The 20,352-nt window shown below is 53.8% G+C and carries 17 protein-coding genes; 16 read left to right on the top strand and 1 reads right to left on the bottom strand.

The genetic code is table 11. The annotated features are described in order from the left end of the window. The first annotated feature begins 16 nt into the window (after window positions 1-16). The 11 genes from coaBC to spoVM all read left to right on the top strand — a co-directional run bounded on the left by coaBC (window position 17) and on the right by spoVM (window position 12,866). Entirely contained in the window at window positions 17-1,246 is a 1,230-nt protein-coding gene (gene coaBC / locus ACZYR9_RS02035; protein ID WP_488976776.1) for a bifunctional phosphopantothenoylcysteine decarboxylase/phosphopantothenate--cysteine ligase CoaBC, read from the top strand. Further along, entirely contained in the window at window positions 1,231-3,735 is a 2,505-nt protein-coding gene (gene priA / locus ACZYR9_RS02030; protein WP_488976775.1) for a primosomal protein N', read from the top strand. Before coaBC ends, priA begins: the two co-directional genes overlap by 16 nt. A gap of 73 nt (window positions 3,736-3,808) precedes the next feature. After that, window positions 3,809-4,291, top strand: coding sequence for a peptide deformylase (gene def, locus ACZYR9_RS02025; protein ID WP_488976774.1), 483 nt, complete (start codon window positions 3,809-3,811; stop codon window positions 4,289-4,291). Then, window positions 4,288-5,235, top strand: a complete 948-nt coding sequence (gene fmt, locus ACZYR9_RS02020; protein ID WP_488976773.1) for a methionyl-tRNA formyltransferase — start codon at window positions 4,288-4,290, stop codon at window positions 5,233-5,235. Before def ends, fmt begins: the two co-directional genes overlap by 4 nt. Window positions 5,236-5,256: 21 nt before the next feature. After that, window positions 5,257-6,717: a 16S rRNA (cytosine(967)-C(5))-methyltransferase RsmB gene (gene rsmB / locus ACZYR9_RS02015; protein ID WP_488976772.1), complete on the top strand. Its 1,461-nt coding sequence runs from the start codon at window positions 5,257-5,259 to the stop codon at window positions 6,715-6,717. Window positions 6,718-6,838: 121 nt separating this feature from the next. Then, a complete protein-coding gene (rlmN, locus tag ACZYR9_RS02010; RefSeq protein ID WP_488977129.1) occupies window positions 6,839-7,888 on the top strand; it encodes a dual-specificity RNA methyltransferase RlmN in 1,050 nt (349 codons plus the stop codon). 8 nt (window positions 7,889-7,896) lie between these two features. Beyond that, entirely contained in the window at window positions 7,897-8,667 is a 771-nt protein-coding gene (locus ACZYR9_RS02005; RefSeq protein WP_488977128.1) for a Stp1/IreP family PP2C-type Ser/Thr phosphatase, read from the top strand. A 7-nt stretch (window positions 8,668-8,674) separates the two neighbouring features. Continuing rightward, entirely contained in the window at window positions 8,675-10,801 is a 2,127-nt protein-coding gene (gene pknB / locus ACZYR9_RS02000) for a Stk1 family PASTA domain-containing Ser/Thr kinase (RefSeq protein ID WP_488976771.1), read from the top strand. Next, window positions 10,801-11,709 carry a ribosome small subunit-dependent GTPase A gene (gene rsgA, locus ACZYR9_RS01995; protein ID WP_488976770.1) on the top strand — a complete coding sequence of 303 codons (909 nt, stop codon included), beginning with the start codon at window positions 10,801-10,803 and terminating at the stop codon, window positions 11,707-11,709. Before pknB ends, rsgA begins: the two co-directional genes overlap by 1 nt. A 1-nt stretch (window position 11,710) precedes the next feature. Continuing rightward, window positions 11,711-12,367 carry a ribulose-phosphate 3-epimerase gene (gene rpe / locus ACZYR9_RS01990; RefSeq protein WP_488976769.1) on the top strand — a complete coding sequence of 219 codons (657 nt, stop codon included), beginning with the start codon at window positions 11,711-11,713 and terminating at the stop codon, window positions 12,365-12,367. 418 nt (window positions 12,368-12,785) lie between these two features. Beyond that, window positions 12,786-12,866 carry a stage V sporulation protein SpoVM gene (spoVM, locus tag ACZYR9_RS01985; RefSeq protein WP_014652194.1) on the top strand — a complete coding sequence of 27 codons (81 nt, stop codon included), beginning with the start codon at window positions 12,786-12,788 and terminating at the stop codon, window positions 12,864-12,866. A gap of 192 nt (window positions 12,867-13,058) precedes the next feature. Here spoVM and rpmB read toward each other — a convergent pair whose 3' ends face one another. Then, the gene (rpmB, locus tag ACZYR9_RS01980; RefSeq protein WP_488976768.1) at window positions 13,059-13,247 is read right to left on the bottom strand and encodes a 50S ribosomal protein L28; all 189 of its coding nucleotides are present in this window, start codon (window positions 13,245-13,247) and stop codon (window positions 13,059-13,061) included. A 189-nt stretch (window positions 13,248-13,436) separates the two neighbouring features. Here rpmB and ACZYR9_RS01975 point away from each other — a divergent pair, with 189 nt between their 5' ends. The 5 genes from ACZYR9_RS01975 to ACZYR9_RS01955 all read left to right on the top strand — a co-directional run bounded on the left by ACZYR9_RS01975 (window position 13,437) and on the right by ACZYR9_RS01955 (window position 20,317). Next, window positions 13,437-13,799 (top strand): Asp23/Gls24 family envelope stress response protein, encoded by a 363-nt coding sequence (locus ACZYR9_RS01975; RefSeq protein WP_488976767.1) that lies wholly within the window; start codon window positions 13,437-13,439, stop codon window positions 13,797-13,799. A gap of 124 nt (window positions 13,800-13,923) precedes the next feature. Continuing rightward, window positions 13,924-15,681: a DAK2 domain-containing protein gene (locus ACZYR9_RS01970; RefSeq protein ID WP_488977127.1), complete on the top strand. Its 1,758-nt coding sequence runs from the start codon at window positions 13,924-13,926 to the stop codon at window positions 15,679-15,681. A gap of 42 nt (window positions 15,682-15,723) precedes the next feature. Further along, the gene (locus tag ACZYR9_RS01965) at window positions 15,724-16,575 is read left to right on the top strand and encodes a DegV family protein (protein ID WP_488976766.1); all 852 of its coding nucleotides are present in this window, start codon (window positions 15,724-15,726) and stop codon (window positions 16,573-16,575) included. Window position 16,576: 1 nt separating this feature from the next. Then, window positions 16,577-18,631 carry an ATP-dependent DNA helicase RecG gene (gene recG, locus ACZYR9_RS01960; protein WP_488976765.1) on the top strand — a complete coding sequence of 685 codons (2,055 nt, stop codon included), beginning with the start codon at window positions 16,577-16,579 and terminating at the stop codon, window positions 18,629-18,631. A 627-nt stretch (window positions 18,632-19,258) separates the two neighbouring features. After that, window positions 19,259-20,317: a TAXI family TRAP transporter solute-binding subunit gene (locus ACZYR9_RS01955; RefSeq protein WP_488976764.1), complete on the top strand. Its 1,059-nt coding sequence runs from the start codon at window positions 19,259-19,261 to the stop codon at window positions 20,315-20,317. The last annotated feature ends 35 nt before the right edge of the window (window positions 20,318-20,352 follow it).

Here is a 20,352-nt window from a genome sequence, read left to right as displayed (position 1 = left end):
AAGGGGAGGAAACCGGATGCTGAACGGAAAAACAATCGTGCTTGGCGTAAGCGGAGGAATCGCCGCGTTCAAGGCGGCGGCGCTGTGCAGCAAGCTGGTACAAGCCGGGGCCGAGGTGAGAGTCATCATGACGGAGTCGGCGGCCAAATTCGTTGCTCCGCTAACGTTTCAAACGTTATCCCGCCATGCCGTCTACACGGATACTTTTGACGAGAAGGATCCGTCGGTCGTATCGCATATTGATCTTGCCGACCGGGCGGATCTGATCGTTATCGCCCCGGCAACCGCCAATGTGATCGGAAAGCTGGCGTTGGGGCTTGCGGATGATATGCTCTCCACTACGCTGCTTGCGACGACGGCTCCTATTTTTGTTTGCCCTGCCATGAACGTGCACATGCTCGCTCATCCTGCGGTGCAGGCGAACCTGCAAACGCTGGCCGACCGCGGCGTTCGGTTTATCGAACCGGGAACAGGGCAGCTGGCCTGCGGTTATGTCGGCAAAGGGCGGCTTGCCGAGCCGGAAGAGATTCTGACCGCCATTGAAGGCTTTTTTAACGAGAAGAAGCCGCTGGCCGGAAAACGTGTGCTGGTTACCGCCGGAGCGACGGTGGAGCGGATTGACCCGGTACGCTATTTGACTAATGATTCCTCCGGCAAGATGGGGTATGCCATTGCCGAGCAGGCTGCAAGAATGGGAGCGGTGGTCACTTTAGTCACAGGTAAAGCAACAGCTTCCGTTCCTAACGGGGTAGAGGTGATCCGTACGGAATCCACTCTCGAAATGATGGATGCGGTACTTGCTGCATTGGCCGAGCAGGACGTCATTATAAAGGCAGCGGCCGTATCCGATTATCGCCCGGCAGAGCAAGCGCCGCAGAAGATCAAGAAGACGGAGTCGGAAATGACAATTAAGCTGGTCAAAAATCCGGATATCCTGCAAGCGGTCGGCGAACGAAAGAAAGCGTCCCAGCTGGTTGTCGGCTTTGCGGCGGAAACGCACAACGTTGAAGCATATGCTATAGATAAGCTGAAGCGCAAGCGCTGCGACCTGATTGTCGCCAATGACGTCACGGTACCCGGGGCCGGATTCGGCACCGATACGAATGTGGTGAACGTTTATGATGCGAACGGACTCGTGCTCAGGCTGCCGTTGATGGAGAAAAGGGAAGTGGCGGCCAGGCTGCTCGCTTTCGTGGCAGACCGTCTGACGAAGGGGGACACAACCGAAGAATGTACGCCAAAGTAATTGTCGACGTTCCGGCCAAACCGACCAACCGCGCCTTCGATTATGTGGTTCCGGAAGCGATGAAGGACCTCATGGCCGTAGGCTGCAGGGTTGGCGTGCCGTTTGGCCCGCGTACGGTGCAAGGGTTTGTGGTGGAGCTGCATGAGGACACCGAGCTGGACCCGGCCAAGCTGAAGCCGGTTGCGCAGATTTTGGATTTGACCCCGCCCCTTACGCCTGAATTGGTCAAGCTTGCCCGCTGGATCAGCCGGACGTATATGTGCCACGAAATCACTGCGCTGCAGGCCATGATTCCCGGCGCATTAAAAGCGAAATATGAACGTCATGTGAGGATCGACGAGTCGGGAGGCCGCCGGGATGAGCGCGGGAACGTTCTGAATTTGCCGGTACCCGGGCAGGAAGAGATTTTAAACTATGTTCGCAAGCAGGAATCGGTCCGGCTGGAAACGCTGCTGGAGAAATTTTCCGAGGATACCTTGCTTGTTAAGCAGCTGCTGGAGGACGGGGTTCTGACGGAGGTCCAGATGGTGAAGGACCGGATGACGGCGAAAAAAGCACTGACGGTTTTCCCGCCGGAAAACCCGGAGCAGCTTGCGGCATGGCAGGAAGAGCTTCCCGCAAGAGCCGCCAAGCAAAAGCAGGTGCTGGAGTATCTGGAGAAGCACCCTGAGCCGATCAAGCTGACGGAGCTGCTGACGAAGCTGCATATTACAGCCGCAGCAGTCAAAGGCTTGGCCGAACGGGGCTGTGTGAGGCTCGAGGAGGTCGAGGTGCAGCGCGATCCGTACGCCTCGCGGACCTTCCGTCCGACTTCGCCGCTGCCGCTCACTCCGGAGCAGCAGGAAGTGTTTGATAGTATTGAGGATGCGGTGCTGTCCGGAGAGCAGCGGGTGTTCCTGCTTAACGGGGTAACGGGAAGCGGCAAGACGGAAGTCTATTTGCAATCGATTCAAACCTGCTTGAATCAGGGGCGTGAGGCGATCGTTCTCGTTCCCGAGATTTCGCTGACACCGCAAATGGTGGAGCGTTTCAAAGGGCGCTTCGGCAACCGGGTGGCTGTGCTTCACAGTCGGCTGTCTCACGGAGAACGATACGACGAGTGGCGCAAAATCGTACGGCGGGAAGTCAGTGTAGTGATCGGAGCCCGCTCGGCCATCTTTGCCCCTTTTACGAAAATCGGACTGATTATCATTGATGAAGAACATGAATCGACCTATAAGCAGGAAGAAAGCCCGAAGTATCATGCCCGCGATGTTGCTGTCGTCAGAGCATTCGAGCATGGGGCGGCCGTCGTTTTGGGATCGGCCACACCTTCGCTGGAGAGCATGTACCGGACAAGCCGCGAGGCCGCTTTATCTGCAACCCCGGACCGTCCGATGTTCGAGCTGTTGTCCATGCCCTCCCGCGTGGAAGGCCGGCCGCTGCCGCGCGTGCATATCGTCGATATGCGGGAGGAACTGAAGAACGGTAACCGTTCGATGTTCAGCCGTGCCCTGTATAAAGCGATAGAAGAACGGTTACACAAGAAAGAACAAACGGTTTTGCTGCTGAACCGTCGGGGCTACGCGACCTTCGTCATGTGCCGCACCTGCGGTTATGTGGCCGATTGCCCGCACTGCGACATCTCGCTGACGTATCACCAGAGCTCTCGGGCCATCCGCTGCCATTATTGCGGCTATGCCGAGCGCGAGCTGACGGCGTGTCCGGATTGCGGGAGCGAGCATATCCGTCATTTCGGCACGGGAACGCAGCGTGTGGAGGAGGAGCTTTCCAAGCTTTTTCCCGGTATTCGGGTCATCCGCATGGATGTGGATACGACGACGGAAAAGGGATCCCACGAAAAGTGGCTTACGATGTTCAAAAACCGGCAGGCGGATCTGCTGCTCGGTACGCAAATGGTGGCTAAAGGTCTCGATTTTCCGCATGTGACGCTCGTTGGCGCGCTGGCTGCCGATTCGGTGCTCAACCTGCCCGATTTTCGGGCGGCCGAAAGAACGTTTCAGCTGCTGACGCAGGTCGCGGGCAGAGCAGGCCGGCATGAGCTGCCTGGCGAGGTGTTCGTCCAAACGTATACCCCTGAGCATTACAGCATTCTCAGCGCAAGCAAGCATGATTATCAGGGCTTTATGCGCAAGGAAATGCTGATGCGCAAGCTGCATAATTACCCGCCGTTTCACCGGCTGGTGCTGATTACGCTGTCGCATGAACAGGTGCAGCTTTTGATCCGTTCGGGTGAAGCGGTCGCTGTCAGGCTGAAGGAGCTTGCAAGCGGTATTCAGGCTAATGGGATGGAGCTTGAGGTTCTTGGTCCTGTGGCTTCGCCGATTTCGCGGATCAAAGATAGATATCGGTTTCAATGCATGATAAAATATCGGGGAGAGGTAGACATTGCAGGGCTGGTGCAGCAGGCAGTCGCAGTGCTCGACGACGCGGTCAAGCAGCGGAAGCTGACGGTGTCTATCGACGTGGATCCGCAAATTTTGATGTAAACCGGTCCAAGGAGACCGGAATATACATAGATGACGCATGCGGTTTATTATTAGAAGGATGGTGTTTGTTCGTATGGCAATTAGAATCATCGTGAAAGATCCGGATCCGGTGCTGCGGGAAAAAAGCAAGCCCGTTCCGAAAATAACGCCGAATATCCACAAGCTGCTGAAGGATATGGCCGATACCATGTATGACGCTGAAGGCGTAGGGCTGGCGGCTCCGCAAATCGGGATACTTAAGCGGGTCATTGTAATGGATGTCGGAGATGAGCACGGACTGATCGAGCTGATTAACCCTGAGATCATCGAGCGGGAAGGAGAGCAGTTCGGACCGGAGGGCTGCCTGAGCATTCCCGGCTTAACGGGCGACGTTAAACGCGCACATCGGGTAAAGGTGAAGGGCTTAAACCGGGACGGCGAGGAAATTGTTATTGAAGGTACGGATCTTCTGGCACGCTGCATTGAGCATGAAGTCGATCATTTGAACGGAGTGCTTTACACCGATTTGGCTGAAAAGATGTATAAAAACGAGCCGCAGGATCGTGGTGAAGCATGAGAGTGATTTTCATGGGTACGCCGGAGTTCGCCGTACCTTCTTTGCAAGCCCTGCTTGAATATGACGATGTGGAAATCGCAGCGGTGGTTACGCAGCCGGACCGTCCGGTCGGCCGCAAGCGTGTACTGACCCCGACACCGGTCAAGGCGGAAGCGCAAAAGCATGGACTTCCCGTGCTTCAGCCGGAACGGCTGCGCAGCCCCGAATCGGTCGCAGCTCTTTCGGCGCTTCAGCCGGAATTGATCGTCACGGCCGCCTACGGGCAAATTTTGCCGAAGGCGGTGCTTGATCTGCCGCGTCTCGGCTGCATTAACATTCATGCCTCGCTGCTTCCCAAATATCGCGGCGGAGCGCCGATTCATTACGCGGTCATGAACGGGGATCCCGTAACGGGGGTTACGATCATGTTCATGGCCGAAGGGCTCGATACCGGCGATATGATCAGCAAGATCGAAGTGCCGATCGGGGATGAGGATACAACAGGAACGATGTTTGATAAGTTAAGCATTGCCGGCGCCAAGCTGTTAAAAGATACGCTGCCGGATTTGCTTGCCGGCCGGGTTCAGGCGGTGCCTCAAAACGATGACGAAGCGGTGTATTCTCCGAATATCAGCCGGGAGCAGGAGCGAATCGATTGGAGCAAGCCTGCGGTGCAGATCTGGAACCTGGTGCGTGCGCTTCATCCGCGGCCGGGGGCGTTCACGCTGTACAACGGCGATGTGCTCAAAATATGGACCTGCGCCAAGCCGGACGCCGCTGAATCCGCCCCGGACGGCACGCTTCCGGGCACCGTGCTGGAAGCGGGCGAGCGGGGGATTGCGGTAGCTGCCGGACAAGGCGTGCTTCGCATTACCGAGCTGCAGCCCGCCGGCAAAAAGGCAATGGATGCCGCGGCATTCGCACGCGGCGGGCAGCTAAATCCCGGTACGGTGCTGGGGATATAGGAAACGGGGGCTTAGAATCGAGTGAGCGAACGAAACAACACGGGTTCCGGTTCCGGCAAGCGGGGATTGTCTAAAGGGCCAGCGGCACAGCGGCCGCAGCAGCGCCATGGCGGCAAAGGCGGGCCGCGCGAAGGGATGAAGGGTTCGGCCCGTGAAGCGGCGCTGGACGTGCTGCTGCGCATCGAACAAGATCGTTCTTACAGCAACCTGCTGCTGAACCGGACGCTGCAGCAATATAAGCTCGACAGGCCGGATGCGGGATTGGCCACGGAAATCGTCTATGGCACGATTCAGCGTCAGGGAACGATCGATTATTTTCTGGAGAAGTTCGTTAAAGGGGGACTCGCCAAGCTGCAGCCTTGGGTGAGAAGTCTGCTTCGGCTGAGCTTCTACCAGCTTTATTATTTAGACCGGATTCCGGAGCATGCCGTAGTGAACGAAGCGGTGCAATTGGCAAAGCGAAGAGGGCATCAAGGCATCTCAGGCATGGTCAACGGTGTGCTGCGCAGCGTGCTCCGCGGCAGAGCCGAGCTGGTCCTGCCCGACGGACTCCCGGCCGATCGGCGGATTGCCTTGAGCACCTCGCACCCGGAGTGGATGGTGCGCAGATGGATCCGGCAGTTCGGCGAGCAGGCTGCGGAGCGGATCTGCGAGGCGAACAATCAGCCGCCGCGCGTGAGCATCCGTGCGAACCGGCTCCGGCTCGCTCCAGCCGAATTGGCCGAGCGGCTTCGTCAAGGAGGGCTCGAAGCGGAGTCCTCGGAGGTGGCCCCCGCCGGAGTGGTCGTACGAGGCGGCGGGAACATGGCCTTGACGCCGGAATACGCGGAAGGCCTGTTCACCATCCAGGATGAGAGCTCGATGCTCGTCGCGGAATGGGTCGACCCGCAGCCGGGCGAGCGGGTGCTGGACTGCTGCGCGGCGCCCGGCGGGAAGACGACGCATCTGGCGGAGAAGATGCAGGACAGCGGAGAAATCATCGCCTGCGACGTTCACGAGCATAAGGAGCAGCTGATCCGCGAACAGGCGGATCGTCTCGGGCTCAAGTCCATCCGTACGGTTAGGGCCGATGCGCGCAAGCTTACCGAGCAATTCCCGTCCGAAAGCTTCGACCGTATTCTGCTTGACGCTCCGTGCTCGGGCTTGGGCGTGATCCGCCGCAAGCCGGATATGAAGTGGAGCAAGCAGGAAAGCGAGTTTAAGACCGTATGCGAGATTCAGCGGGAGCTGCTGGAGTCGGTCCATTCCTTGCTTAAGCCGGGCGGAGTGCTGGTATACAGCACCTGCACGGTGGAAAAAGCGGAGAATGAGGATATGGTCCGAACCTTCCTTGAGCGGCATCCGGAGTTTGAGCCGGACGCGCCGGCGCAAGGGCAAACCGGCAGGCTCGTCCTGCCGGCCGGTCAAGCCTCGGTACAAATCATGCCGTATGATTTCGGCTCGGACGGCTTTTTTATCTCCAGACTCCGCAAACGAGCATAAAAATTTAAAGTGTGGTAAACTAAATGTGGCCTTTTCGGCAAGTCTGCCCAGAAGGCCTTCACTATAGAAAAAACGGGTTGTGATAAATATCATGAATCAAGAAGAAACCAAGGCTCAGGAAATGAAGCCGTATGTATATGACTATACTCTTGAGGATTGGCAGGAGTGGGTCAAGTCCATCGGCGAAGCCGGCTTTAGAGCCGGTCAAATCTTCGACTGGCTGTATGTGAAAAGAGTATCAAGCTTCGAAGAAATGACGAACCTGCCGAAGGCCTTAAGAGATAAGCTCCAGCAGCAGTTTGATTTTGTCACGCTGACTGAGGTGGCCAATTACAAGTCGCAGGACGGGACCGTCAAATTTTTGTTTGAGCTTAATGACAAGAATGCGATCGAAACCGTAATTATGAAGCATAACTACGGCAACAGCGTATGTGTGACGACACAGGTGGGCTGCCGGATCGGGTGTACGTTCTGCGCTTCGACGCTGACCGGCTTAAAGCGGAATTTAACCCCCGGCGAAATTATCGCACAGGTGGTTAAAGCCCAGCAGCTGCTTGACGCGACGCAAGAGCGGGTCAGCAGCATCGTAATCATGGGGATCGGGGAACCGTTCGAGAACTACGATGCGATGATGAAATTTCTAAACGTCATGATTCATCCTAAGGGCCTGAATATCGGGCAAAGACATATAACGGTATCCACAAGCGGGATTGTGCCGAACATTTACCGCTTTGCCGATGAAGATACGCAAATCAATCTTGCGATCTCTATTCATGCTCCCAACGATGCCCTGCGGTCCAAGCTGATGCCTGTCAACCGCCGTTATCCGTTTGCGGATTTGATCGAGGCGTGCCAATATTACGTGGCCAAAACCGGCCGGCGCATTACGTTCGAATATGCGCTGATGGGCGGGGTCAATGACCAGCCCGAGCATGCGGAGGAGCTTGCGCAGGTGCTGAAGAAGTTCCCTATGGCGCACGTCAATTTAATTCCGGTCAATTTTGTCTCGGAGCGCAATTATGTGCGTACGCCGCGTAATGACATATTTACATTCCAACGCATTCTGGAGAAAAACAAAATCAATGCTACGATTCGCCGGGAGCAGGGCAGCGACATTGCTGCAGCCTGCGGACAGCTGCGTGCGAAGCATTTGGAGTCGGGTGCGAGGTGAGACAAACGATGCTGAGATTGGCCTATCAATCCGATATTGGCCGGGTACGGATGGTAAATGAGGACCGTGCGGTCGTACAAGAGGACTTGCACGGCTGGACTCTTGCCATTGTAGCGGACGGGATGGGCGGCCATCAAGCCGGAGATATCGCAAGCACGATGGCGGTGGAATTGATCCAAGACGGGCTGCAGCCCATGGACCCTAACATTTCGGGGGAAGAACGCCAGCGTCAGCTGCGAACGGTTATTGAATTGGCCAATGATAAGATTTTTGAATTCGCTTCTCAACGGGAGAATTATCACGGCATGGGAACGACGGTCGTCACGGTTTTGGCCAAAGACGACTGTGCGGTTGTAGCACATATCGGCGACAGCCGGGCTTACCTCATTCGCGGTGAACACATCGAGCAGCTTACCGAGGATCACTCTCTTGTCAATGAGCTGGTCCGCAGCGGACAGATCAGCCGGGAAGATGCGAACCATCACCCGCGCCGAAATGTGCTGACCCGAGCGCTCGGTACGGAGCCGACCACTGAGGTGGATGTGCAGGAAATCTTATGGCAGCCGGGCGATCTGCTCCTTCTATGCAGCGACGGGTTGAGCAGCTTGGTGGATAAGGACAAGCTGCTCCAAACCGTGTCGGGCGAAGGGGAGCTTAAGAGCAAGGTTCAGCAGTTGGTACAGGAAGCGTTGGATGCCGGCGGCGACGACAATATCACGGTGGTGCTGCTTGCCAACGTTGCGGATCCGGCAAACGATAATGTTGGGGAAGCGGGGTGAGCACATCATGATCGGTAGGCAGCTGGGAGGACGTTATGAGATTCTGGGGCGCGTCGGCGGCGGCGGTATGGCTATTGTTTACAAAGGACTAGATATATTATTGCATCGGCATGTTGCTGTAAAAATATTGCGCCAGCAATATGTGCATGACGAAGAATTCATCCAGAGATTTCGACGTGAAGCGCAGGCCGCAGCCTCATTATCACACCCCAACGTGGTCAGCATCTATGACGTCGGCCAAGAGGAAGATGTACATTATATCGTTATGGAATACATCGAAGGCACGACGCTTAATGAGCTGATCAAAGAAAAAGCCCCCTTGCAGGTAGAGGAAGCCGTTCATATCGCGGGTCAAATTTGTGATGCGCTGGATCATGCGCATCATAATCAAATCATTCACCGCGACATCAAACCTCACAACATTCTAATCGGAAAGAACGGCCGTGTCAAAGTTACGGATTTCGGGATTGCCCGCGCCGTCACCTCCTCCACCATTACACAAACCGGCTCTGTTGTCGGTTCGGTGCATTATTTTTCGCCGGAGCATGCCAAAGGAACGCCGACAGGAGAGCAGTCCGATCTTTATTCCTTGGGGATCGTGATGTATCAAATGCTGACGGGGCGCCTGCCGTTTCTTGGGGAAAGTCCGATTAGTGTGGCGCTGAAGCACCTGCAGGAGGATGTAGAGGAGCCTCGTAAGGTGAACCCTCTCATTCCGCAAAGTGTGGAGAACATTATTTTGAGAGCTATGCGTAAAAGCACTTCGGAACGGTACCGTTCGGCTAAAGAAATGATGAATGATTTGGGATCATGTCTGCTTCCGCACCGGCGGGGTGAGCCGAAGGCGAGCTTCCTGGACGAGGATGAGCTGGATGAAGAACGGACACGGGTTATGCCGGCCCTGCGTCCCGGGCAGTATGCCGTGATGAACGATGAAGAAGAGTCCGATGAGGAAGAGGAGCGATCGATAAAAGGAAAAAAGAAGAAAAGCTGGGGAAAGCCGGTAGTTTGGTTTATCATCCTGACGGCGATGCTCGGCATAATGTGGTATTCGGTAGGTTATGTAAAGGAAATGATCGCGGTTCCCTCCGAAGTGGATATACCCGACGTCGTCAATCTGCCTCTGGATCAGGCGAAGCAGGAGCTTGCGAGCAGGCAGCTTGAAGCGCTGGTGGAGTATTTGGAATCTCCGGATGTTCCAAAAGATGTGGTTGTCAGACAAAATCCTTCAGGCATGAAGGTCAAGCCCGGATACAGGATTACCTTGTATGTCAGTGAAGGTCCGGCAAAGCAAAAGATGCCGGAGGTCGTTAAATTGAAGCTGAGCGATGCCAAAGAACGGCTTACTCAGCTGGGGATTAAACCGGAAAATATTTCAATCGACCAGCAGTATATGGACGAGGAGATGGATACGGTAATGACCCAGACTCCGCCGCCCGGCGGGGAGTTTACTGATCCGTCAAACGTGACGGTCAAGCTGGTCGTAAGCAAAGGCCCGGAAACGTTCAAAATGCCGAATCTGATCGGAAAAACGGAAAAAGAAGCGCAGAATATGATCATGGTCAACAATTTGAAGCTGGCCAGCGGAGATATCAGTTACGAGGCGAGCTATAAGCAAACCAAAGGCCGCGTAATCAAGCAGTTTCCTTATGAACCGGGTGATGAGGTATCCCCGGGTTCGGAAATCAAGCTGATCGTCAGCTCGGGTTTTCCTGAGGAGGCCGGGCCGATGTCGGTGCATGTGCCGATCAAGCCTGCGGGCGAAGGAAAGCCTTCCACGGTCAAAATCATATTAAGCGACGCCCAATATGACAATTATGAGTACCAGACACTGAACAATGTGGTCAAGACGGAAACGCTGGAGGTCGGTCTTGTCGTTTCTCCGGAAAAGAATGCGGTTATTCAGGTGAAGGTTGACAACAATATTGCCGATGTGATTACCGTCACGTATCAGGATTATTTGGCGCAAAAAAACGGCGCGATACCGGGGACAGGCGTTGGTCAGGAAGCTCCGGCGAGCGCGCCTGGGCCTCGCGGCTCCGGTAGCACCGGGAGCGGGGCCAATCAAGCACCAAGCCATGCACCGGCCGGACCGGCCGGAGGAACCTCAAGTACAGGGGGACGACATTCATAATGCCAGCGGGATTTATCGTTAAGGCGTTAAGCGGTTATTATTATGTGCTGCCGGAAGATTCGCAAAGCACGGAATCGATTCAATGCCGGGCGCGGGGTATTTTTAAGAAACGGGGCATCTCACCTCTTGTAGGAGATCGCGTGATCTACCAGCTGACGGAGAACGGGGAGGGAACGGTGGATGAAATACTGCCCCGTTCCTCCGAGCTTATCCGTCCGCCGATTGCAAACGTAGACCTCGTCGTTTTGGTATTTTCCGTCGATGAGCCTGCGCTCAATCTTCCTCTGCTGGACAAGTTTCTCGTACATACGGAAAGCGCCGGTCTGGATACGCTGATCTGCTTGACCAAGCACGACCTGCTCTCCGATGCTCAAGAGCAAGGAATTCCATTAAGCCTGCAGCCGGTGATCGAGCTGTACGAAACGATCGGTTATACGATCCTGGTCACGAGCGCCAAGGAAGCCATCGGCGTTGATCAGGTCATGGATCAGCTCTCCGGCCGGATCAGCGTGTTCGCCGGACAGTCCGGCGTAGGCAAGTCATCGCTGCTCAATGCCATGGTTCCGGGGCTGCAGCTGGAAACGAATCAAATCAGCATGAAGCTCGGCCGGGGAAAGCATACTACCCGGCATGTCGAGCTGATTCGCCTTCAAAACGGAGGGATTGTGGCAGATACGCCCGGTTTTAGCCAACTGGATTTTCTGCAGGTGGATGCGGAGGGGCTTAGCGACTGCTTCCGTGAATTTGCACCTTATGCCGAAAACTGCCGTTTCCGCGGATGTCTTCATCTCCACGAGCCGGGCTGTAAGGTACAGGAAGCCGCAAATGCCGGGCTTATCGCGGCCACGCGCTACGAGAATTATTTGCAATTCCTGGGGGAGATCCGGGATAAAAAAAGGAGGTACTGACATGCTGCGGATTGCTCCTTCCATTTTATCCGCCGACTTTTCGATGCTTGGCCAAGAGATTGCCGATGTGGAACGCGGAGGAGCGGACTGGATTCATGTGGATGTGATGGACGGGCATTTTGTTCCGAACATAACGATCGGCCCGCTGGTAGTGGAGGCTATCCGGCCGAAGACAAGGCTTCCGCTCGACGTGCATTTGATGATTGAACAGCCGGACCGCTATATTCCTGCGTTCGCCAAGGCGGGTGCAGATCTGATCTCGGTACATGCGGAGGCTTGCGTTCATCTTCACGGGACGCTTCATTTGATTAAGGAGCATGGGGTAAAGGCCGGAGTCGTGCTGAATCCGGCTACTCCGCTAAGCGCCTTGGAGCACGTTATGGACGACAAGCTCGATCTGGTGCTTCTCATGACGGTGAATCCGGGTTTTGGAGGACAGAATTTCATCGCCGGTATGCTGCCCAAGATTACCAGGCTTCGGGAAATGCTGAATGAGAGGGGACTCCATGACGTGGATATCGAGGTGGACGGCGGAATCAACGAGCACACGGCCAAGCTTGCGGTTGAAGCCGGAGCTAATGTGCTGGTGGCCGGCAGTGCGGTGTTCAATCAACCTAACCGTGCGGATGCGATACGTGCGATACGCGGGCTGGCTTAAACCTGCGAATGCTTAAACTCATCGGTCCCGGCATGCTTACGGCAGCACTGCTCTTCTTATTCTCGAGCATCCAGGATCTGCTGAAGTACGTTTTCTCGCTCGGCGCCGTTTATGCAGGAATTCAGTTGTTTAAGAGATATGAGACCCTGCATACGAGATTGGCTTTGGTATTGACTGCAATCTTATTTTTATTTTATCTTTTATGTATTTTATGCGGTGTATCTGTTTAACGTACAGCAGCAGACGGCATAAGCAAAAACAGCATATTTTGAACGGGCGGGGCATAACATGGTTACAAAAGTAGGGCTTACTTTTGTAGCCTTTTTGTTTTTTCGTAAAAAGGATCGTCAGGCACGTTTTGACGGAAGCAGTAATATACTGGTTAGGCGAGGCTGATTTACCGGGAGGAGGGTGCTGAATGAAATTTTATACGATTAAGCTTCCGAAGTTTTTGGGTGGATTTGTAAAGGCCGTACTTAATACTTTTAGTAAAAACTGAAGGGTTGAGCGCTTGTACTTATGAGTTTGCTGTATGCTGCGCAGCAAACCAGGGATAAACGGCTGTCCCGTCCTTCTAGGGACGAGGAATGGGTAATGGTGATTCAAAAACATGTATAGAGCCGCCGGAGATCTATCTTCTGAAGCACTAAAAAAAGCACCTGAAACAGGTGCTTTTTGTCTGCGAAGCAGATTACACGCGAGTAACTTTGCCGGATTTCAACGCCTTTGTGCTTACCCAAACACGCTTAGGCTTGCCGTCGACCAGAATGCGAACTTTTTGAACGTTCACGCCCCAAGTACGTTTAGACTTGTTGTTCGCATGGGACACGTGGTTGCCGGTACCCGGACCTTTACCAGTAATAAAACATTTGCGGGACATTGTTACACCTCCTTAAAGCATACACGCTTCCAAAACACACTTGAATATCATATCACAGCAGAATAAACGCCGTCAACGAGAGAGCGTGGTTTTTCTTCCGCTTTGGTCAAGTTTGTTTATTTCTTCTGATGATTATAGTACAATGGAACATAGTCCATCCTAATCTAGATTAAAGGAGCTGTTAGGGAGATGGCTATCGAACTCGACACACAATATGGCAAAGTATACATAACAGATGAGGTGATTGCTGTGCTCGCGGGGTCAGCTGCTTTGGATTGTTATGGACTCGTGGGGATGGCTTCGCGCAACCAATTCAAGGACGGAATCGCCGAGCTGCTGCGTCGGGAAAATTTGAGCCGGGGTGTGGAGGTTCATCGTGATGAGCAGGGTGTGCTGACCATTGATTTATATATCGTAGTCAGCTACGGCACGAAAATTTCGGTCGTAGCCCACAACGTTCAGACCAAAGTGAAGTACATGCTGAGCGATGTTGCAGGACTTCAAGTGGATCGCGTCAATATTTTCGTTCAAGGCGTGCGGATCGCGCAATAAGACTGATAGACAGCAGTTGTCGCCGAACAGATATACGGAGACGCCGACAGGGTGTTAGCAGGGAAGGAGATTGGTCTTTTTGGGTAAGCGCTTAATTCAAATTAACGGACAAGACTTTATCCGGATGGTAGAGGCCGGTGCCAATGCATTGAAGTCAAACGTAGACCGGGTCAATGCATTGAATGTTTTTCCGGTGCCGGATGGTGACACAGGGACGAATATGAACCTGACGTTGACGTCCGGAGTGGAGGAACTGCGCCGCAGGCCTTCGGAGCATATCGGCAAAGCGGGAGAAGTACTGGCCAAGGGGCTGCTGATGGGCGCACGCGGTAACTCAGGTGTCATTCTATCGCAGCTGTTCCGCGGCTTTGCGAAGGCTGTGTCGGATTTGGAGTCGGTCAATGCGAAGCAGTTTGCCGCAGCGTTCCAGAATGGTGTTGACATGGCTTACAAAGCGGTGGTCAAGCCGGTGGAAGGCACGATCCTAACCGTGGCGAGGGAATCGGCGAAGCAAGCCGTGAAAACGGCGGATCGGCAGCCGGATATCCGCATCGTCATGGAGGAGCTGCTCGAAAAATCGCGGGAGGCTCTTGCGAAAACGCAAGACCTGCTTCCCGTGCTGAAGCAGGTCGGTGTAGTAGACTCCGGAGGCCAAGGCCTTGTTCTCATTTATGAGGGGTTCATGTCTGCATTGGCGTCCGAGCTGACTGATGAAGAGCCTGCGGATATGCCCTATACCGCTTTTGGGGCCCTACAGCCGCTGGATGAGATGTTGGAAACCAATGCCCTCGTACCCGATACGGCCGAAAACACGCATAGAGATCTTCACAGCGCTCAGTCGAAGCTGGCGACGGAGGACATCGAATTCGGATACTGTACCGAATTCATGGTGACGTTAAACCCTGACAAGGAGGCTAGCCGGACGTTCGACGAGCATCGTTTTCGCGAAGAGCTGTCCGCGTTCGGAGACTCTCTTCTGGTTGTAGCCGACGACGACCTTGTAAAGGTACACATTCACGCGGAATATCCGGGCAGCGTGATGAATCTGGCGCAGAACTACGGAGACTTGAGCCGCATCAAGATTGAGAATATGCGTGATCAGCATACGCATATTCTAATGGAGGAAGCGGAGCAGCTGTATGGAGCGCAAACGGGGAGAGCAGGGCGTGCTTCTGCGGATTCTAAGGATGCCGCTTTACAGGCGGAAGGCGCACAAGAGCTTAAACGCTACGGATTTGTAGCCGTATCTGCGGGAGAAGGCATTTCCGGTATCTTTACAAGTCTCGGTGTTGACCGGGTACTCCATGGCGGACAAACCATGAATCCGAGTACGGAGGATATCGTGCGTGCGGTAGCCGGGGTCGGCGCCAAGACGGTCTTTGTTCTGCCAAACAACTCCAACATTATTCTTGCAGCGCAGCAAGCGGTAGAGCTCGTGGAAGACAAGCAGGTCATCGTAATCCCGAGCAAATCCATTCCTCAAGGGATTGCAGCCGTCATCGCTTTTCAGGAGGATGCCGCGCCGGAGGAGAATGCCGAGGAAATGCAGCAGGCGCTGCAGCATGTTCAGGCGGGACAAGTGACCTATGCGGTTCGCGATACACAGATGGATGGGATGGATATCAAGCAGGGGGATTATATCGGCATACATAATGGCCGCATCGTTTCCTCAGAGCCGGACATTCTTGCTTCCTGCCGGAAGCTCATTGACAGTCTTGTCGAAGGCGGTGCCGAAATCGTCACGCTGTACGCGGGTGCGGATGCTCAGCCGGAACAGACGGAACAGCTTGCAGCCTATATAGCACATACGTACGCCGATGTGGAAGTGGAAGTGCACGACGGAGGACAGCCGTTGTACTACTACATCATTTCTGCGGAATAGATAGAGTTGAAAAGTGATTTGATGAAGGATGGGGGGAGCTTTTTGAGTCAAGTTCGAATTGTAACGGACAGCACGGCGGACATACCGGCCCAACTGCGGGAAAAGCTAGGCATCGCTATGGTGCCGCTGAAGGTGCTGTTCGGTCAAGAGGTGCTGCGGGATGGCGTAGATATCGGGCCGGAGCAGTTTTATGCCAGGCTGACCGAGTCAAACGATATTCCGACCACCTCCCAGCCGTCTCCTGTGGAATTTCAGGAGCTGTATCAAAAGCTTGCCGGGGAAGGGGACGGTCCAATCATTTCGATTCATTTGTCCTCGAAGTTGAGCGGGACTTACCAGTCGGCGGTATTGGCCAAATCCATGGTCGAAGGCGAAGCGGATATTGAAGTGGTGGACAGCCGTTCAGCTTCCTATGGCAACGGACTGCTTGTCGTGGCGGCCGCCGAAGCGGCCAGGCAGGGAAAAGGCAAAGAAGAAATACTCGCGCTGATTGCGAAGCTGCGCCAAACGCAGCGGCTGTATTTTTTAGTCGATACGCTGGAATACCTGCACAAAGGCGGACGTATCGGCAAAGCGGCTGCGCTGTTCGGATCGCTGCTGAACATTAAGCCGATCCTGTCCGTTGCGCCGGAAGGGGACGTATACTCCGTAGATAAAGTACGGGGGCAAAAGAAAGCCATGAATCGGATCGTCGAGCTGCTTCAGCAGGATTTGGGAGGTCAGCCGATCCATTTGATTCTCGCGTATACGACGGGAAGAGAAACGGCGGAAGAGCTTAAGTCGTTCATTGCTCAGCATTTTACGATTGAGAGTGTGCATTACACACACATTGGCCCCGTGATCGGCACCCATGTCGGGCCTGGAACTGTAGCGGCATTTGCGGTACCTGTCTGATATGACGGTTGGTTTATATTCGCTTCCGGTCACGAAGGTGTCCGGCGTCAAAGGCAAGAAGCCTGAGGAGCTGCTGGCGCTCGGTATTTCGAGCGTCGGGGAGCTCCTTGATTATTATCCTTTCCGCTACGAGGATTACACGCTTCGGGATTTGACGCAGGTGAAGGATGGCGACAAAATTACGGTGCAGGGAACATTGGTAGGGGTTCCCCAGGTTCAAATGTACGGACGGATCAAATCCCGTATGAGCTGCAAAATCGTTATCGACGGATTGTTCATCACGGCCGTTTGGTTTAACCGGCATTTTTTAAAGGATAAGCTTATCGCGGGCAGCGACATTGTGCTGACAGGCAAATGGGATCAAAAACGGCTGCAGCTAACCGTAACGGAGGTCGAATTTCCGGGTCGCGGCACCTCTCAGATCGGTACGCTGCAGCCGGTTTATTCGGTGGCCGGATCGATCACGCAGAAGTGGTTTCGCCAAACGATGAAACAAGCGCTTCTGCAGTTCAGTGAGATGATCCCGGAGGTGCTTCCGGCCGAGCTGCTGCGCAAATACGACCTTCTCCCGAGGAAGCAGGCGGTGACCTTGCTGCATTTGCCCGGATCGATGGAGCAAGGCCAACGGGCCAGACGCCGAATGGTCTATGAGGAGCTGTTTTTGTTCCAGCTCAAGATGCAGGCTTACCGCGCGCTTCATCATGAACGGGCGGACGGGGTCGCACATCCCATCGATTTGCCTGGTGTACGCAGCTTTGTTCGCGGCCTGCCATTTACATTGACGGAGTCGCAAAAAAACGTGTTGGCTGAAATTCTTCATGACCTGCAGCAAAATTATGCCATGAACCGGCTGCTGCAGGGCGATGTCGGGGCCGGTAAAACCGTAGTGGCGGCGGCCTCCTTGTTCGCCGTTGTGAAGGCAGGCTATCAAGGGGCGCTTATGGCGCCGACGGAAATATTGGCGGAACAGCATAAGCGTTCGCTTGACCGCTTGTTCGAGCCCTATGGCATTCAAACGGCCTTGCTCACCGGCAGCTTGACGGGCAAGCAGCGGCGGGAGGTGCTGGCCTCCTTGCAAATGGGATTGACCGATATCGTGGTCGGTACCCATGCGCTCATTCAAGAAGACGTATTCTTCCGGAATTTGGGGCTTGTGGTGACGGACGAGCAGCACCGCTTCGGCGTGCAGCAGCGAAGCGTTTTGCGCCGAAAGGGGTTAAATCCCGATGTGCTGACGATGACGGCAACCCCGATTCCGCGCACATTGGCCATCACCGCTTTCGGGGATATGGATGTATCTACACTCAGAGAGCTGCCGAAGGGGCGCAAGCCGATCAAGACGTATGCGGTAGGACATGATATGCTGGAGCGGGTGCTCGGCTTCATCCGCCGCGAGGTCGCCGCCGGCCGGCAGGCCTATGTTATTTGCCCTTTGATTGAAGAATCCGAGAAGCTCGATGTGCAAAATGCCATCGATGTGCATGCTCAGCTTCAGTTCGCTTTTCCCGAATACAAAGTCGGTTTGCTCCATGGCCGGATGACGCCTGGCGAGAAGGATGAGGTGATGCGGGAGTTCAGCGCGGGGAGGGTGCAGGTACTTGTATCTACGACCGTTATTGAGGTTGGCGTTGATGTGCCTAACTCCACGCTGATGGTAGTATATGATGCCGACCGGTTCGGGCTTTCGCAGCTACACCAGCTTCGGGGCCGCGTCGGTCGCGGTGAGCACCAATCCTTTTGCGTGCTCATCGCTGATCCTAAGAATGAAGTGGGAAAAGAACGGATGAAGGTGATGACGGAGACGAACGACGGTTTCGAAATCGCGCGGCGGGATTTGGAGCTGCGCGGTCCCGGAGATTTCTTCGGCACCAAGCAAAGCGGCGTCCCTGATTTTCGGGTTGCGGATATGGTGACGGACTTTGAAATCATGGAGCAGGCCCGTGATGACGCGGCCGAACTGGTGCGGCGTCCCGACTTTTGGACCGGGGCTAGCTATGCGCCGCTTCGGGAATATTTGCAGCGCGAGCACATTTTCGATAATGAAATGATGGACTGATAAATCAAAAAGCATCTTAGCAGATATAGGCCTGCTGGGATGCTTTTTTTCGTGGATGAATGCTTTAGACCTTACCGTTTCGCGATAGAGAAAAAAACAACCGTTTTTTTCTTCGTCTTTGCCGCTTGGCTCGGGGAATAAAAGTACTGGAATGATTTTCAACAGATATCGACGCATCTCTAACATCCTTGGACAGCAGTAAAGAAAACTCTTCATTTGTAACTCCGCCGTTGTTCATTTCTTTCCGCCTTTATACGATAATATTCGACATAATCTATATTAACGTATTTGGCTGGATATGAAAACCTGTGTCTAAGATTAAGCCCTTCGATGGAAATCATTTTGCCGCTGCATTCCTCTATATGAAATGCCCCTATACAACAGCCCTTCAAGCGGGTTTACAATCAGGTATTAAGATAGACAGAACCAATGAGACAATTAGATTTTTTCTATTTTTCATTTCGGTGTCAATAGAAAAAAACGATTTCACAGAATGAAAAAATCAATCTATACTGAAAGCGATTTCAAGCGCGCCTTTATTTTGAAATGGAGGTGGTCCGGTTTTAGTGGTCCAAATTCTGAGGCAAGGAAGAACGTTTGGTACGACAATAAAAGGAGCTGGTTGAGTTGGTAAAAAAAATGGTTTGTTTTTCACTCATTTTTTTATTGCTTGTTTTACTGGTGGCAGCGTGCGGTAACAGTTCTCAACCTTCATCTGATAACCGAACACCGGGAGCTAAAGCGGAAGGGAATAAAGAAGGCGGCGCCACCTCCGTTAGAATCGGAACATCGAGCTCCGGCAGTCCATTTTACGTCCTGTCCGTCGGGATGAGCGAGCTGATCAAAAAACATACGAATATGAATGCAACGGTTGAGCCGGTAGGCGGCTCGGATCCGAATGTGTTTGCCATCGATGCGGGGAAGGTGGATATTGCGATGCTTACGGCTTACTCCGCTTCAAAAGGTTATTACGGCGAGGCGCCGTTTAATAAGCACGTGGATTTGCAGTTATTGGCTCAGGGACAGAAATCGCTCAGACAAATTGTAGTGACGAAAAAATCGGGAATCAAAAAACCGGAGGATTTGGCAGGCAAATCGATCATCGCCAAGCGCCCGGCTTTACCTGAAATCGAGCTGGTCGCCAATGCCCTATTCGATGCTTATCACATCCCTAAAGATAAGGTAAAGATCATTTCGACGGCGGAAACGAAAGAAGCGGTAGAAGCCTTGAACCTGGGAAGCGTGGATGCGGCCATCCTGCCCGCGGGCTTGGGAGCAGCGGACCTGATGCAGTTATTACAGGAAGGGAAAGTGGAGTTCCTCAACATCGACAAGGATAAGCAGACCGCCATGCTGGCCCATTTGCCGAAATCGATATTTACTACGGTTATTCCGGCAAACACGTACAAAAACCAGGACAAGGATATTAATGCTTTTGCCTTTAATGCCAACCTTGTAGCAAGCGGCAAAATGTCCGAACAGACCGTATATGAAATCACAAAGGCGATACTCGGAAATGTGGTGGAGTTCAAAAAGGTGCATAAGGAAGCGGCGGAATGGACGGTGGAAAACTCCCTGAAAGCACCGAGTCTTCCATTTCATCCGGGTGCCGTGAAATACTACAAAGAGATTGGGAAATGGGACTCAAAAATGGATGAACTCCAAAAAAGCTTGGAGAAAAAGTAAACCCGTTTTCACTCCAGTTTGTTGAGAGGGGCTTG

This window comes from Paenibacillus sp. F024 (genome assembly GCF_057814255.1).
This window is presented reverse-complemented; position numbering and strand designations above follow the sequence as displayed.

Coding starts and splice junctions, on each gene's coding strand:
- coaBC (WP_488976776.1), top strand. CDS start 17: ATGCTGAACGGAAAAACAATCGTGCTTGGCGTAAGCGGAGGAATCGCC.
- priA (WP_488976775.1), top strand. CDS start 1,231: ATGTACGCCAAAGTAATTGTCGACGTTCCGGCCAAACCGACCAACCGC.
- def (WP_488976774.1), top strand. CDS start 3,809: ATGGCAATTAGAATCATCGTGAAAGATCCGGATCCGGTGCTGCGGGAA.
- fmt (WP_488976773.1), top strand. CDS start 4,288: ATGAGAGTGATTTTCATGGGTACGCCGGAGTTCGCCGTACCTTCTTTG.
- rlmN (WP_488977129.1), top strand. CDS start 6,839: ATGAAGCCGTATGTATATGACTATACTCTTGAGGATTGGCAGGAGTGG.
- ACZYR9_RS02005 (WP_488977128.1), top strand. CDS start 7,897: ATGCTGAGATTGGCCTATCAATCCGATATTGGCCGGGTACGGATGGTA.
- pknB (WP_488976771.1), top strand. CDS start 8,675: ATGATCGGTAGGCAGCTGGGAGGACGTTATGAGATTCTGGGGCGCGTC.
- rsgA (WP_488976770.1), top strand. CDS start 10,801: ATGCCAGCGGGATTTATCGTTAAGGCGTTAAGCGGTTATTATTATGTG.
- rpe (WP_488976769.1), top strand. CDS start 11,711: ATGCTGCGGATTGCTCCTTCCATTTTATCCGCCGACTTTTCGATGCTT.
- spoVM (WP_014652194.1), top strand. CDS start 12,786: ATGAAATTTTATACGATTAAGCTTCCGAAGTTTTTGGGTGGATTTGTA.
- rpmB (WP_488976768.1), bottom strand. CDS start 13,247: ATGTCCCGCAAATGTTTTATTACTGGTAAAGGTCCGGGTACCGGCAAC.
- ACZYR9_RS01975 (WP_488976767.1), top strand. CDS start 13,437: ATGGCTATCGAACTCGACACACAATATGGCAAAGTATACATAACAGAT.
- ACZYR9_RS01970 (WP_488977127.1), top strand. CDS start 13,924: ATGGTAGAGGCCGGTGCCAATGCATTGAAGTCAAACGTAGACCGGGTC.
- recG (WP_488976765.1), top strand. CDS start 16,577: ATGACGGTTGGTTTATATTCGCTTCCGGTCACGAAGGTGTCCGGCGTC.